This is a genomic window from Prauserella rugosa, from assembly GCF_000719975.1.
In the GTDB taxonomy this organism is placed as follows: domain Bacteria; phylum Actinomycetota; class Actinomycetes; order Mycobacteriales; family Pseudonocardiaceae; genus Prauserella; species Prauserella rugosa.
Genome location: NZ_JOIJ01000023.1, coordinates 35,182 through 49,633 on the forward strand (window position 1 = coordinate 35,182; position 14,452 = coordinate 49,633).

Genomic DNA, 14,452 nt, shown 5'->3' on the forward strand with positions numbered 1-14,452 from the left:
GGGCGGCCGCTGACCACCGCAGGCGCCGGGTCCGCAGCACTGCAGCACTGCCCGATGCGGCGGCTCAGCCCAGCAGCGCCTGGATGGGACCGATCGCGAAGTAGATCACGAACGCGACCGCGACCACCCACATCAGCGGGTGCACCTTGCGCGCCTTGCCGGTCGCGGCCGCCAGCACGACGTAGCTGACGAAACCCGCACCGATGCCGTTGGTGATCGAGTACGTGAACGGCATGACGACCATCGTCAGGAACGCGGGCAGCGCCATCGTCAGGTCCGAGAAGTCGATGTCGGCGACCTGGCGGATCATCAGCGCTCCGACGATCACCAACGCTGGCGCGGCGGCCTCGATCGGCACGATCTCGTACAGCGGCGTGAAGAACATGGCCACGAGGAACAGGCCACCGGTGACCATGTTCGCCAGACCCGTGCGCGCACCTTCGGCGATACCCGCAGCCGACTCGACGTAGACGGTGTTGGAACTGGCCGAGCCGACACCACCGGCGATCGCGCCGAGCGAGTCGACGAACAGGCCCTTGCCCGTGTTCGGCAGGGTGCCGTCCTTCTGCTCGAGGCGCGCCTGCCTGCCGAGGCCGGTCATGGTGCCGATCGTGTCGAAGAAGTCGGTGAGCACGAGGCTGAACACCAACAGCGCCGCCGAGATCGCGGGCACCTGCACCCAGGCGTCGAAGTTGACGTTGCCCAGGAGCGAGAGGTCGGGCACGCCGAACACGTTGTCCGGCAGCGCCGGGTAGCCGTAGTTCCAGCCGGTGGGGTTGTCGTCACCGAGCCTGCCCGCACCCGCGACCGCCTCGACCACGATCGCCAGCACCGTGCCGATCACGACACCGATGAGGATGCCCGCCTTGACGCCGCGGGCGACGAGGATCGCCATCACGATCAGCGTCACGACGAACACGGCCGTCGGCCACGAGGCGATCGACCCGTCGATGCCCAGCTGCACCAGCGTGCCGTCGCCCGGCGTGACGAACCCGGCGTCGACAAGGCCGATGAGCGAGATGAACAGGCCGATGCCGACGGCGATCGCCGCCTTCAGCGGGCCCGGCACCGCCTTGAAGATGATCGTGCGCACGCCGGTGACGACGAGGATCAGCACGATGATGCCGTTGACGACCACGAGGCCCATCGCGGCGCCCCAGCTCATCTGCGGGGCGATCGTGTAGGCGACGAGCGCGTTGATGCCGAGGCCCGCGGCGAGCGCGAACGGGAAGTTGGCGACCAGGCCCATGACGATCGTCAGCACGCCCGCGACGAGCGCCGTGACCGCCGCGACCTGCGGCACGCCGAGGATCGCGCCCGTGGCGTCGGTCTTGGCGGCCGGGTCGTCGGGCGAGAAGCTGCCGAGGATCAGCGGGTTCAGGACGATGATGTAGGCCATCGCGACGAACGTGACCAGGCCGCCGCGCACCTCACGGCCGACGGTGGAGCCGCGCTCGCTGATCTTGAAGAACCGGTCGAGCCCGCCTCGGGGCGTGCCCTGGTCCTTCTCGGTGCTCTCCTGAGCCACTTGTCACCCACCTCTTTCGCAACCGGCAGCGGTAGCCTGTCCCACGTGGACGAACCCGGCAACACCCATGGCGTTACGGGGCCGTTTCGACCGGTCCCCGCTCTGCCCAAGTCCGTCGTCGGACTGTGGGCACCGGTCTCGGTGGGCACCGCGCTGTGGTTCGGCGCGCTGGTCGTCCTGCTCGTCACCGGTGCCGACAGCACCTGGACGTGGACAGCGCTGGCCGGCGGGGTACTCGGATGCGTCGGCTTCGGCATCATCGCATGGCAGACGGCCGCGTCCCGCCGCGGCTCCCGAGGAGCCCAGCGCGACCTCTGAACCCCGGCAGCGATCCCGCGAGGCCGACTGCGGGCGAGCCGAGCGGCCGGGTTGATTCAGCGGCCGGGTTGATTCAACGGCCGGGTTGATTCAACGGCCGGGGTCAGTTGAGCAGCGTCTCCGGGGCCGGGTCGTCGAGGAGGGCCTCGATGTCGCGGCGGCGGGCCCAGCTGTCCGCGGCCCAGGCGAACGCACGCGCCAGCCCCTCGGACGTGTCGGCCGCGTGCAGCGCCCGGTCGCACCACCACTGCACGGGCACATCGGCCCGCTCACCGGTCCTGTCGGTCTCACCGGACTCGTCGGTCTCGTCGGGCTCGTCGGTTCCAGCGCCCTCGTCGCCGGCCACGGTGACGGTCAGCCGCTCGTGCAGGACGACGCCGCCCGAGGGCAGCGGCAGCCCCAGCAGTCCCGCCACCTCGACGATCGCGGGCAGGTCGGTCCACTCGGCGAATTCGCCGTCGTCGCCGATGGTCGCCGCCACGATCGACGTGGCCAGCGGCAGGTCGAGAACGTCGGCCAGCGCCGAGGGGTCGCCGTCCCCCGCGACGAGCCTGCCGGCTGGCAGTACGCCGAGCACCCACGGCCCGTCGAGCACCGCGGCCACCGATCCGTCGACGACCGAACCGTCCACCGCACGCACCCGCTCCGGCGGCTCGACCTCCACTCCGGACGCCGCCGACGCCAGCACGCCGTGTGCACGCAGCACCGTGCCCAGCGGCACCCGGCGGTCGGCGTCGGCGAGCCGATCGCACAGGTCGGCGACGTCGTCGGAGTCCTCGACGGTCAGGTCGGTCCGCACGCCCACGGCAGCCAACAGCCGGGGCGACATGTCGACATCGGGAACGGCGTCGAACAGGCCTTCCAGGTCACCCGCGCCGGGCAGCCGCCATTCGCGCGGCGGCCGGCCGGCCAGCAGGGCATAGCGCGCGATCCACCACGGCGTGTGCCCGCCGGGCGTGGTCAGCGCGCGCCACGTCTCCGGCTGTTCGGCCAGCAGGCCGACGGCCTGCGGCCACGCGTCGTCGGCCACGAGGTCCAGGTCGCGCACGGCGAGGACCTCTGCCGGTTGCACCGCGTCCCACCATGCACGCTCGTCGGGCAGGTCGTGGTCGGCTTCCACGGGTTCGTCGTCGACGACCGGGACGAACGTGTCCGCGACCCCCACCGCGACCAGCACCGCGTCGTCGTGGAGGTCCGCGAAGTCCTCGTCGAGGACGTCGAGCGGACCGTCGGGCCCCAGCGCCTCCGGATCGAGCACGTCCAGCAGCCGCGCCCCCGGCAGCACCAGTTCGTCGGCCCTGCGCCATCCGGACCGGGCGGGCAGGGCCAGTGCACCCAGTCCGTCGACCGGCCCCGACGCGGCGAGTCGCAGCACGGTCTCCACGAGCGGGCGAACGTCCACTCCGGACTCGGCGTCGTCGACACTGCGCTCGACCGCATCGCGCAGTGCGGGCGCGTCGAGCAACTCGGCCGACCCGGCACGCACCGCACCGAGCCGTTCGAGCAGGGGGTGCGCCGCGTCGGGGTGGACCAGGTGCAGGCCCACGACATCGAGCCCACCGTCACCGCCATCGCCGTCACCGCCATCGCCGCCATCGCCGTCGCTGTCACCGCCGGGGCCGAGCGATGCCACCTGCAGGGAGGTGGCATCGAGCAGGAGCGCGTCGCGGGGACCGGGCACGGTGCGCCCGTCGACGAGCGGTACGGGCAGGGCGCCCAGTTCCGCGGTGTCGATCCGGCGGGCCTCGACGCCGTCCATCAGGACGTCGTACAGCCCGCGCCACCAGGTGGGCTCGCGATCGATGCCGGTCAGGACGTCGACGACCTCGGCGATCCCAATCGGGGTCGCGCCCACGGCGGCGAGGATCCGAGCGGTCTCGCGGCCCGAGTCCGCAGCGAGCCCCGGCAAGACGTCCCCGAGAAGCGCGACCAACTCGGGAGATTCGGCCGTCAGGACCCGGCAGCGTGCACCGGGAAGTTCCCCTCCGCCGGCGGCAGGTATCCAGTCCTGTTCGGACAGTGCAGCGGTGACGAGGTCACGCAGCTCGGAGTCCACCTCGGACAGTGGGAAACCCGCGGACGGCACCAACGACACGCGGTGTTCGGGCGCCACCGTACGGACCAGGCCCGGATACGCCCGCGCCGCCTCGGCCAACGCCGCACCGGTGCCGGCGCCTGCCAGCACCCGACGGCGGGACGGCTCGACGGGGACGGCCGCGAGCAGCCGCGCGGGCAGCGACAGGCGCTCATCGGTCGGCGTGGGCGTGTGCAGCACGTCCTCGGTACGCGGCAGCGGCGTGCCGTCGGCGTCGACCGGAAGCGCCCACGTCGCACCAGCTTCGGTGTGCACCGCCCACCGGGTGACACCGTCCAGAGTGGACAGCTCGACGACGCCACCCGGCACGCCGTCGCCCGACGAGGCGGCACGGGTCCACCGGCGGCCGTCGACGTCCACGGTCGCCAGCGACGGCAACGCCAGCAGCAGATCGGGCACCTCGGACTCGATCGTGGCCAGCAGCGCGTCGGCGTCCACGGTCAACGGCAGCCGCACCTCGGTGTCGAACCCGTCCGGCAGGGGAGGTTCGTCGTCGTCGAGTTCCCACGGCAGCCGCAGCACCGGAACCTCGTCGGCACCGGCCTCGGCGCGGGTCCGTGCCTCGGAGAACGCCACCCCGCCCGTGCGCGACACCACCCGAGGACTCGCCGTCACCGCGAGCACCGCGGCGAAGCCGACCCCGAACCGGCCCACGACGCCTTCGGGTTTGGCCGACGCCCTCAGGGAGGCGAGCGCCGCGACCCCCGCGCTGTCGAGCGGCTGTCCGGTGTTGGCGACCCGCAGCTCGCCGTCTGCCACCGTCACGCGCACGTGGCCGGTAGTGCCCGCGAGCGCGGCGGCGTCTGCGGCGTTCTGGGCGAGCTCGACGAACAGGCGGTCGCGGTAACCGCCGATCCGCAGATCGCGTTCGGCGTTGGTGTCCTCGGTCAGCCGGGTCGGCGAATCGCGCCACGCGCGCAGCACCGCCGCGCGCAACCGGTCGAGACCGAAGGGATCAGGCAGGCTGCTCACCCGACGCGGGTTCCATGTCGAGCAGCGAGTCGTCGTAGACCAGCTCGGCCACCGGGACCGACGACGTGGTCTCGACCTCCACCTCGGAGTGCGCACCGCAGCCGTACTCGGCGTGCACGACGTGGCCGTCGGCGGGGGCGTACTCGTTGCCGCACACCCCGAACGCCGCCCGCAGCGAACCGCCGAGCTGGAGGTAGAACCCACACGTGCCGCACGTCGCGGGAGCACTGCGCGCCATGTCGGCACGCGGGCCGAACTCGCCGCCCTTCCACCGTCGCGCCGACTCCTCACGGCCTTCGCGCGAGAGCACCCGCACCCTGCCGAGTCCCAGTTCGTGCGCCGTTTCGGTGACCTCGGGGTCGTCGACGTCGAGGTAGGCGGGCACGAGCCGGGGATCGCCCGGCTCCGGCGGGAACAGGTCGCCCACGCCCAGGTCGCCGGGCCGCACCCGGCGTTCCCACGGCACCCAGCTCGGCGCGACGAGCGCCTCGGGGCCGGGTCGCAGCACGACCTCGCTGACGGTCACGGGCGCATCCGCGTCGGCGGAGGCGATCGTCACCGACCAGCGCCAACCGCGGTAGCCCGGCAACAGCGCGTCGAACAGGTGGGTGACCGCGGCGGCGTCCTCGTGTTCGACACCGACGTGTGCACCGACGTGCTCCTCGCCCGCGTCGAGGACGGCCGCCTCCCGCGCGGGCTCCACCGCGTCGACCAGCTTCTGCCGGTTGGCACCGTCGTCGAGGGTGACTGGCAACGTCATAGGTACCCATTGTGCCGCACGGACCGTCCCGCGATGGGGCCAGGCCGCACGGCCGGGCGCAGACGCACGCCCCGCCGATGTGCCAGGCTCACAGTTGTGAAGCGCGCATGGACACTGCTCACCGTCTTCCCCGCCGCCGTCGCTCTGCTCGCGGCCTGCGGTGCGGGCACGGCCGAGCGGAGCGAGGGGGCGGCGGCCGGGCAGGGCGTCGAGCGACTTCGCGTGCAGGTCGAGCAGGAACTCCCGCACGACGAGACGTCGTTCACGCAGGGCCTCGAGTTCTCCGGCGACACGCTGTACGAGGGCACGGGACGCAACGGCCAGTCGAAGATCATGGCCGGTCCGGCGGGACAGGAACCCGAGGTCAGCAAGGATCTGCCGGACGAGCTGTTCGGCGAGGGCATCACGGTCACCGACTCGCGCGTGTGGCAGCTCACGTGGACGAGCGGGATCGCCATCGAACGGGACCCGAAGACCCTCGACGAGCGGCGCCGCGTGCACTACGACGGCGAGGGCTGGGGCCTGTGTGACCAGGGCGGGCGGCTCGTCATGAGCGACGGGTCGGCCACGCTGACGTTCCGCGACGCCGAGACGTTCGAGCCGACCGGCACCGTCGACGTCACCGAGGGCGGCGAACCCGTCGAGGAGCTCAACGAGCTCGAATGCGTGGGCGACGACGTGTACGCCAACGTCTGGCAGTCCGACGACATCGTCCGGATCGACCCCGGAACCGGCCACGTCACGGCACGGATCGACGCCTCCGGGCTGCTCACCGACGAGGAGGCGTCCTCGGCCGACGTGCTGAACGGCATCGCCGCGTATCCCGACTCGGACCACTTTTTGATCACCGGCAAGCTGTGGCCGAAAATGTTCCGGGTGACGTTCGTTCCCGCGGGCTGAGGTGGGAATCACCCGAACGCGGCGGCGGCGAGTACGGCAGGATTGATCGCATGGGGTCGAACAAGCGGGGCAGGCGGAGGTGGACACCCGAACCGGGTGCACATCAACCGCCCGCGGACCGCACCCCGAAACCCGAGACGCCGCCCCGGACACCACCGCGGGCGCCTCGGCCTTCCGGCCCGCCTCCGCACCAAGGGCCACCTCCCCCTCCCGCGCAGGGGCAGCAGCCGGGACCCCAGCACGGACCTCAGCAGGGCCCGCCCGAGCCGCCGCCGGTGACGGCCGACAACGCACCGACCGGCGCGATCCCCACTCCGCCGCGGGGTGCCCGCCCGTATCCGCCGCGGCCGTGGGAGCAGTCCGCGCCCGGTGGCAGGAACGAGCCACGCCGCGGTGATTTCGGCGACTACTACGACACCGGCGGCTACCCGCCCGACCCCGCGGCCGCGGAACGGCCCACGGAACCGCACCCCGACCAGGGGCACGAACGGCAGGGCGCGCACGAGCCGCCCAGGGCCGAGCACGGTTTCGAAGGCGGCCCGCGGACGCCGCGCAAACTGACCGTCACGCGGGTGGCGGCGCTGCGCGGCAGGGAGCTGTCGGGCAGGGCGGTCGGCGCGTTCCAGCGCGCGGCGAAGGCCGACGGTGCCGAGAAGTCCGGGCTGACGTCGCTGACCTACGCGGTGATGCTCAACTACGCCAGCGACGCGGCGATGGCCGTGGCGCTGGCGAACACCCTGTTCTTCGCCGCCAGCAGCGGGGAGAGCCGCGGCAAGGTGGCGCTGTACCTGCTCATCACCATCGCGCCGTTCGCACTGGTCGCACCGGTGATCGGCCCCGCGCTCGACCGCATCCAGCGCGGCCGCCGCCTCGCGATGTCGATCGCCTCGGCCGGCCAGCTGCTGATGTGCGTGCTGATGGCACTCAACTTCGAGAACTGGATCCTCTACCCGGCCGCGCTGGGCAAGATGGTGCTGTCGAAGTCGTTCATGGTGCTCAAGGCGGCGGTCACCCCGAGGGTGCTGCCTCCGGAGATCACCCTGTCCAAGACCAACGCCCGGCTCACCGTCTTCGGCCTGGCGGCAGGCGGGGCGTTCGGCGCGGTCGCCGCGGGCTTCAACTCGTTGCTCGGGTCGTCGGCAGCACTGTGGTTCACCGCGATCATCTGCGGCGTCGGGGCGTACCAGGCGATGCGCATCCCGGCGTGGGTCGAGGTCACCGAGGGCGAGGTCCCCGCGTCGCTGACCGACCACCACCCCACGGGCGCCGACGCTTCGGTGGGCAAGGGCTCGAAACGCACCCCGATGAGCCACCACACGACGGTGGCGTTGTGGGGCAACGGCAGCATCCGCCTGCTGACCGGTTTCCTCATGATGTTCGCGGCGTTCGCGGTGAAGGAACAGACCGAGGCGGGCGACTACAGCCCGTTCATGCAGCTGATCATGCTCGGCGTGATCGGCGCGGCCGCCGGCGCTGGCGGGTTCATCGGCAACGCCATCGGCTCACGGATGCACTTCGGCAAACCCGACCAGGTCATCCTCGTGTGCGTCGCCTCGGCGCTGGCCTCGACGGTGCTCGCCGCGCTGCTGTCGGGCCTGACCACGGCGGCGATCGTCGGTCTCGCGGGAGCCACGGCCAGTGCGCTGGCGAAGAACTCGCTCGACGCGGTCATCCAGCAGGACATGCCCGAGGAGTCACGGGCGTCGGCGTTCGGCAGGTCGGAGACCGTGCTGCAGCTGGCGTGGGTGTTCGGCGGTGCCGTGGGCCTGCTGCTGCCCCCGACGTACTGGATCGGCTTCCTCGTGGTGTCGGTGCTGCTCGCGCTGGGCCTGACCCAGACCTGGCTCGTGCGCGGCGGCAAGACGATGCTGCCCCCGATCGCCAAGGGCAGGAACCGGACGGTGAGCACCCGCCGCGGCAAGGGCAGCAGGGCGGCCGGCCACGGCGCGGACAAGGGCGGCGACAAGGGCACGAGCGGGAACGCGACCGGACGACCGGGCGGCCCCGCACCCGCCAAGTCGTCGCAGGAGCCGTAATCTGAGCCCATGCGACGAGCGGTAGGTGCTTTGCTGGCGGGCGCGGCGTTGGTCATGACCGGATGCTCGGCTCCCGAGCCCGAGGTCACGTTCTACGCCGACGGCGAGAGCACCGTCGCCGCTCCGCTGATCTACTGCGACGAGGTCCTCACCAAGTGCGGCGAGGAGGGCACGCCCGTCAACCTGGACGTGCGGCCCGGCATGCCGGTGCAGATCTCGGTGCCGTCCGAGGTCGCCGACACGCCCTGGGTGATCATCGTGCAGTACGTCGACGCCGAGACGGGCAAGCAGAAGCTCGAACAGCGAGCGTTCACCGACGGTGCCCGGCACGCCTACACCGCGACGCCGCCGACCCAGCGCGACCGCGTGGCCGTGGTCGAGATCCAGCAGATCGGCGCTGCCTACGCCGCCGACGGCAAGGGCAACCCGCTCACCGACGAGAACGGCCAGCCCCAGCTCGTCGCCCGCGCCCTGTGGTCGCTCCAGAACTCGCACCGCTGAACCCATGGCCGACGACTCCGCCCCCGAACCGGCCGCCGCTGCGCTCGACCACGCACTGGCGGTGGCCGGACGGCACGACCTGCAGCTCGACCCGGCCACCGCGCACCTCGAGGAAGCCGGTCTCGACTACCGCGTCGTCCTTGCCGACGACAGTGACGGCACGCGCTGGGTGCTCCGCCTGCCGCGGCGCGGCGACGTCTCCGACGGGATGGACGCCGAAGCCCGGATCCTCGAACTCGTCGCGCCGCGCCTGGCCGACCACGGCGTCGCCGTGCCCGACTGGCGGATCCGGTCACGCGAGCTCATCGCCTACCCGGCGCTGGGCGGTGACCCCGGGCTGACCATCGACAACGGCGAGCCCGAATGGCACCTCGACCCGGCCGACCCCGGCTACGCCGACCGGCTCGGCAGGCTGCTCGCCGCGCTGCACACGATCCCCGTGGCCGAGGCGACCGCGCCCGGCATGGAGATCCGAACCCCGGACCAGGTCAGGCAGTCGTGGTCGGACGACATCGCCACGGTGCTCGCCGAGTTTCCCGTCGACCCCACGTTGTCGGAGGCCTGGCGGGCATGGCTCGACGACGACGCGTGCTGGCCCGACCGCACCGTGCCGACCCACGGCGAGATCTACCCCGCCCACCTGCTGTTCGACGCCGACGGCGCCATCACCGGCGTGCTCGACTGGACCACCGCCCGCGTCGACGACCCCGCCCGCGACCTCGCCGCCCAGTACGGTGCCGCAGGCGAGGACATGCTGAACCGCACCATCGAGGCCTATGCCGAAGCGGGCGGGCACGTGCATGCGGGTCTGGCCGCGCAGGCGCGCCACCTGTGGGACGCCTCACCGGTCGGCTACGCCCTGTACGCGCTCACCACCGGCGAACAGGAACACCTCGACGGGGCCGTCGCGATGCTGGCCGCACCGGACTGAGTCACCCCGAACGCGGAATCACCCCGAACGCGAATGAGCCCCGGCACCTCAGCGGCGCCGGGGCTCACTGCTTCCACGCTCTGCGTCGTTACGGACCCGTGCGGTCTACGGGTCCAGGTCGCGGGCGACGGCGCGCATGACCTCGGCGATGCGCTTGACCTTCTTGCGGTCCGGGTAGCGCCCCTTCCGCAGTTCCGGCTGCACGTTGCTCTCCAGCAGCTTGATCATGTCGTCGACCAGGCCGTGCAGCTCCTCCGCGGGCCTGCGGCGCGCCTCGGCCACCGACGGCGGCGGATCGAGCAGCCGCACGGACAACGCCTGCGGACCCCGGCGGCCGTCGGCGACACCGAACTCCAGTCGCTGCCCGGACTTGAGGGACTCCACACCCTGCGGCAACGCGGCCTTCCGAATGAAGACGTCCGCGCCACCGTCCTGGGTGACGAACCCGAACCCCTTGTCCGCGTCGTACCACTTGACCTTGCCGGTCGGCACTTCCCTCACCGTTCCTTCGCTGCTCTGACCGCGGCCCGGGCTACCCTGCCCGCCCGCATGACGAACGCGCCCCAGGTCTGCGTACCCAGGACGCGCGTACCGACAAGCTTATCTCGCCACACACGGTGCGTACCAGGACATTGCAGGCTCTACGATGACCGGCATGGACACCGCCACCCCGGACACGCCGAAGACCAGCGACGGCAAGCCGCTGCTGATGCGGCTCGGCATCGGCCTCTTCGCACTCGGCATGCTCGCCGTGCTCGCCGTGTTCGTGCTGTTCGCCGCGGGCATGGAGGACCTGCCCGTGTGGCTTTCGGTCGCCGCTGGTGTCATCACACCCCTCGGCCTCGCACTGGGCCTGTTCGCGCTCGTCCGCGAACACAAGGGCAAGTGACGCGAGCGTTCGGTTTCCGCGCCTTCAGTCCCCGCAGCGTTCCGGAAGCAGCTGCGCCGCGAGACCGGGTCACGCCGGACCGGCTCACGTAGGGCGGGTCAGGCCGCCCAGGCTCGCAGCCAGGCGGGGAATTCGGTCAGCGAGTCCAGCACCACCTCGGCGCCGGCCTCGACGAGTTCGTCGCGCGAGCACGGCCCGCTGACCACCCCGACGGCCACGGCACCCGCGGCCTGCGCGCCGCGCATGTCGCCGACATGGTCACCGACGTACACCGACGCCCCGTGCTCGGTGAGCGCGGCGGCCTTGCCGGTCGACCACAGGTCTCCGACGAGCGTGTCGACCGGCAGGTCGAGTGCCTTGACGTGCAGGTCGGCGTTGGGGCCGTACTTGCCCGTCACCACGAGCGTCGTGGCGCCGAGCTCGTGCACGACGTCGAGCGCCTCCTGCGCACCCGGCAACGCCACCGTCTGCGGCACGACGATCTCCGGGTAGTTCGCCCTGAACTGCGTGATCAGGTCGGGGATCTTCTCCTCGGGTGCGCCGAATCCGCGCAACGAGTGGTCGAGCGGTGGGCCGAGGTGCGCCGCGAAGTACTCCCCGTCCAGCGGCAGGTCGTTGTCGTCGCCGAGGCGGTTCATCGCCGCGGCCATACCAGGCCGCGGGTCGATCAACGTCATGTCCAGGTCGAATCCCACGCAGGTCAGCACTCCGACCACGGTAACGGCCACCCCGCCGTGTTGCGGATTCCGGGGCCCGTGTTGCGCATCCCGGGGCCCGTGTTGCGGATTCCGGGGCCCGTGTTGCGCATCCCGGGCCCGTGTTGGGCACTCAGGGCCGCGTGTTGCGGATTCGGGGGCCCGTGTTGCGGATCGGCGAGAATCCGCGACACGGGCCCGGCGCTCACACCTCAGGCCTCAGGTGGTCGCCTGCTGCTTCAGGCCGAGGAGTTCCACGGCCGTCTCCCGCATCTCGACCTTGCGCACCTTGCCCGTGACGGTCATCGGGAACTCGTCGACGACGTGGACGTAGCGCGGCACCTTGTAGTGGGCCAGTTTGCCCTCGCAGAACTGCCGGAGCGTGTCGGCGGTCAGCGGTTCGGCGCCCTCGCGCATCCGCACCCAGGCCATGAGTTCCTCGCCGTACTTGGCGTCGGGAACTCCGATCACCTGGGCGTCGAGGATGTCCGGGTGGGTGTAGAGGAACTCCTCGATCTCCCGTGGGTAGATGTTCTCGCCGCCGCGGATCACCATGTCCTTGATGCGACCGGTGATGGTGACGTATCCCTCGTCGTCCATCACCGCGAGGTCGCCGGTGTGCATCCAGCGTGCCTTGTCGATGGCCTCGTCGGTCTTGTCCTGCTGCTCCCAGTATCCGAGCATCACCGAGTACCCGCGGGTGCACAGCTCGCCCGGTTCCCCGCGCGGCACCGTGAGCCCGGTGGCCGGGTCGACGACCTTGACCTCCAGATGCGGACCGACTCTGCCCACAGTGGACACACGACGTTCGATGGAGTCGTCCGCGCGGGTCTGGGTCGACACCGGCGAGGTCTCGGTCATGCCGTAACAGATCGACACCTCCGTCATGCCCATCCGCTCGATGACCTGCTTCATCACCTCGACCGGACAGGGCGAGCCAGCCATGATCCCGGTGCGCAAAGTGGACAGATCGTAGTCGGCGAACGTCGGCTCGGCCAGTTCCGCGATGAACATCGTCGGCACGCCGTACAGCGACGTGCACCCCTCGGCTTGGACCGCGTCGAGCGATGCCTTCGGATCGAATCCGGGCGCGGGAATCACCATGCAGCAGCCGTGGGTCGTGGCGGCGAGATTTCCCATGACCATGCCGAAACAGTGGTAGAACGGCACCGGGATACAGATCCGGTCGGCCTCGGTGTACTTGCAGAGCTCGCCGACGAAGAAGCCGTTGTTGAGGATGTTGTGGTGCGACAGCGTCGCGCCCTTCGGAAATCCCGTGGTGCCCGACGTGTACTGGATGTTGATCGGGTCGTCGGCACTCAACTCCCGTTCGCATGCGGCCAGTTTCGCCGGATCGGCCGGGCCGGAGGCCAGGCTCTTCCAGTCGTCGCTGCCGATGTACACGACGTCGGACAGCGCGGAACAACGCGGCCGAACCTCGTCGATCATCGCCACGTAGTCGGAGCTTTTGAACCGCTCGGCGGACACGAGCATGCGGATCCCGGCCTGACCCAGCACGTACTCGAGTTCGTGCGCCCGGTACGCCGGATTGATGTTGACGAGAATGGCGCCGATCTTCGCGGTCGCATACTGCGTCAGTGTCCACTCGGGACAGTTCGGTGCCCAGATGCCGACCCGGTCCCCCTTGCCGACGCCCCGTGCCAGCAGACCCGAGGCGAGCGCGTCGACGTCGGCCTGGAACTCGCGATACGTCCACCTGCGCCCCGAGGGCATGTCGACCAGCGCGTCGCGGTCGCCGTGCGCGGCCACGGTGCGGTCGAGGTTCGCCCCGATCGTGTCGCCGAGCAACGGGACGTCGGACGTGCCGGATGCGTAACTGGGGACTGCGGGCGAAGTCATGTTCTTACTCCTCGGGCGTCAACGCTGACGTTTCCGCCGGTGAGTCTAGGGACCGCCGCGCGGTACGGCCATGACTCACTAGGGTGCGACGTATGCGCCTCTACGTCGTCGACTCGTTCACCGACATTCCGTTCCGCGGAAACCCCGCGGCAGTCGTCCTGCTGGACGAGCCGGCCGACGAGGCGTGGATGCAGTCGGTGGCCGCGGAGATGAAGCACGCCGAAACCGCATTCGTGGTCACGTCGGAGGAACCCAAACCGCTGCGCTGGTTCACGCCCACGACCGAGGTGCCGCTATGCGGACACGCCACGCTCGCGACCGCACACGTGCTCGGAGGGCGGCAGACCTTCACGACCGCGTCCGGCACGCTCACCTGCACGCCGTCGGACGACGGGAAGGGCATCGACATGCGGTTCCCCGCGGACCCGCCGTCGGAGATCGTGCCGAACGGAGCGAACGCCACCCTGTCCAAGGCCCTGCCCGCGGTGCCGATCGTCGAGGTGCGGCGCAGCGCCGGCTTCCTGCTGGTGATCACCGACGACACCGCAGCGGTGCGCACCTGCGAACCGGATCTCGAGGCACTGACCGGCCTGCACGAGCACTCGGTGATCGTCACCGCCCCCGGCGACGTGGACGGTGTCGACTTCGTGAGCCGGATGTTCGCTCCCGCGATCGGCATCCCCGAGGACCCGGTGACGGGCTCTGCCCACTGCGTGCTCGCGCCGTACTGGTCGGAGCGACTCGGCCGCGACGCGCTCACGGGTTACCAGGCGTCGCCGCGCGGGGGCACGGTGCGCACGCGGCTGGACGGCGACCACGTGGTGCTCACCGGCAGTGCCGTCACGATCATCGAGGGCACCCTGCACGCCTAGTGCGTGTCTGACAATGTTTTGGTCCAGGTGGTCACGGCGTGGAGGACGACCGCTGATCGGTAGATGGTGGCGAGTTTGTCGTAGCGCGTGGCCAG

Annotated in this window: 13 protein-coding genes; 7 read left to right on the top strand and 6 right to left on the bottom strand. The window is 71.0% G+C overall.

Features of this window, described 5'->3' with window-relative positions:
* Positions 1 to 64: 64 nt before the first annotated feature.
* Positions 65 to 1,528 carry an NCS2 family permease gene (locus IF64_RS0122130; protein WP_030534092.1) on the bottom strand — a complete coding sequence of 488 codons (1,464 nt, stop codon included), beginning with the start codon at positions 1,526 to 1,528 and terminating at the stop codon, positions 65 to 67.
* Positions 1,529 to 1,573: 45 nt separating this feature from the next.
* On the opposite strand from IF64_RS0122130, the gene IF64_RS0122135 reads away from it, so the two are divergent.
* On the top strand, positions 1,574 to 1,846 hold the full coding sequence (locus tag IF64_RS0122135) for a DUF2530 domain-containing protein (protein ID WP_048808499.1): 273 nt from the start codon (positions 1,574 to 1,576) through the stop codon (positions 1,844 to 1,846).
* Between the two features lie 103 nt (positions 1,847 to 1,949).
* Here the strand turns inward: IF64_RS0122135 and IF64_RS0122140 are convergent, their stop codons facing one another.
* Positions 1,950 to 4,913 carry a sacsin N-terminal ATP-binding-like domain-containing protein gene (locus IF64_RS0122140; RefSeq protein ID WP_030534094.1) on the bottom strand — a complete coding sequence of 988 codons (2,964 nt, stop codon included), beginning with the start codon at positions 4,911 to 4,913 and terminating at the stop codon, positions 1,950 to 1,952.
* Entirely contained in the window at positions 4,897 to 5,673 is a 777-nt protein-coding gene (locus IF64_RS0122145; RefSeq protein WP_030534095.1) for a DUF3027 domain-containing protein, read from the bottom strand. Before IF64_RS0122145 ends, IF64_RS0122140 begins: the two co-directional genes overlap by 17 nt.
* Before the next feature lie 96 nt (positions 5,674 to 5,769).
* On the opposite strand from IF64_RS0122145, the gene IF64_RS0122150 reads away from it, so the two are divergent.
* From IF64_RS0122150 to IF64_RS0122165, 4 genes are read left to right on the top strand one after another with little or no spacing between them, the layout of a single operon-like run.
* Entirely contained in the window at positions 5,770 to 6,573 is an 804-nt protein-coding gene (locus tag IF64_RS0122150) for a glutaminyl-peptide cyclotransferase (protein WP_036877543.1), read from the top strand.
* Positions 6,574 to 6,623: 50 nt separating this feature from the next.
* Positions 6,624 to 8,609: an MFS transporter gene (locus IF64_RS0122155; protein ID WP_084706035.1), complete on the top strand. Its 1,986-nt coding sequence runs from the start codon at positions 6,624 to 6,626 to the stop codon at positions 8,607 to 8,609.
* Positions 8,610 to 8,618: 9 nt separating this feature from the next.
* Positions 8,619 to 9,110, top strand: coding sequence for a DUF2771 family protein (locus IF64_RS0122160; protein WP_030534098.1), 492 nt, complete (start codon positions 8,619 to 8,621; stop codon positions 9,108 to 9,110).
* A 4-nt stretch (positions 9,111 to 9,114) separates the two neighbouring features.
* Positions 9,115 to 10,041: a macrolide 2'-phosphotransferase gene (locus IF64_RS0122165; RefSeq protein ID WP_030534099.1), complete on the top strand. Its 927-nt coding sequence runs from the start codon at positions 9,115 to 9,117 to the stop codon at positions 10,039 to 10,041.
* Positions 10,042 to 10,146: 105 nt separating this feature from the next.
* Here the strand turns inward: IF64_RS0122165 and IF64_RS0122170 are convergent, their stop codons facing one another.
* A complete protein-coding gene (locus tag IF64_RS0122170) occupies positions 10,147 to 10,533 on the bottom strand; it encodes a cold-shock protein (RefSeq protein WP_030534100.1) in 387 nt (128 codons plus the stop codon).
* A gap of 163 nt (positions 10,534 to 10,696) precedes the next feature.
* On the opposite strand from IF64_RS0122170, the gene IF64_RS0122175 reads away from it, so the two are divergent.
* Positions 10,697 to 10,930 carry a hypothetical protein gene (locus IF64_RS0122175; RefSeq protein WP_030534101.1) on the top strand — a complete coding sequence of 78 codons (234 nt, stop codon included), beginning with the start codon at positions 10,697 to 10,699 and terminating at the stop codon, positions 10,928 to 10,930.
* 98 nt (positions 10,931 to 11,028) lie between these two features.
* Here the strand turns inward: IF64_RS0122175 and IF64_RS0122180 are convergent, their stop codons facing one another.
* Both IF64_RS0122180 and IF64_RS0122185 read right to left on the bottom strand, forming a co-directional pair.
* A complete protein-coding gene (locus IF64_RS0122180; RefSeq protein ID WP_030534102.1) occupies positions 11,029 to 11,637 on the bottom strand; it encodes an HAD family hydrolase in 609 nt (202 codons plus the stop codon).
* Positions 11,638 to 11,844: 207 nt separating this feature from the next.
* Positions 11,845 to 13,485, bottom strand: coding sequence for an AMP-binding protein (locus tag IF64_RS0122185; protein WP_030534103.1), 1,641 nt, complete (start codon positions 13,483 to 13,485; stop codon positions 11,845 to 11,847).
* Between the two features lie 92 nt (positions 13,486 to 13,577).
* Here IF64_RS0122185 and IF64_RS0122190 point away from each other — a divergent pair, with 92 nt between their 5' ends.
* On the top strand, positions 13,578 to 14,357 hold the full coding sequence (locus tag IF64_RS0122190; protein ID WP_030534104.1) for a PhzF family phenazine biosynthesis protein: 780 nt from the start codon (positions 13,578 to 13,580) through the stop codon (positions 14,355 to 14,357).
* Positions 14,358 to 14,452 lie beyond the last annotated feature (95 nt).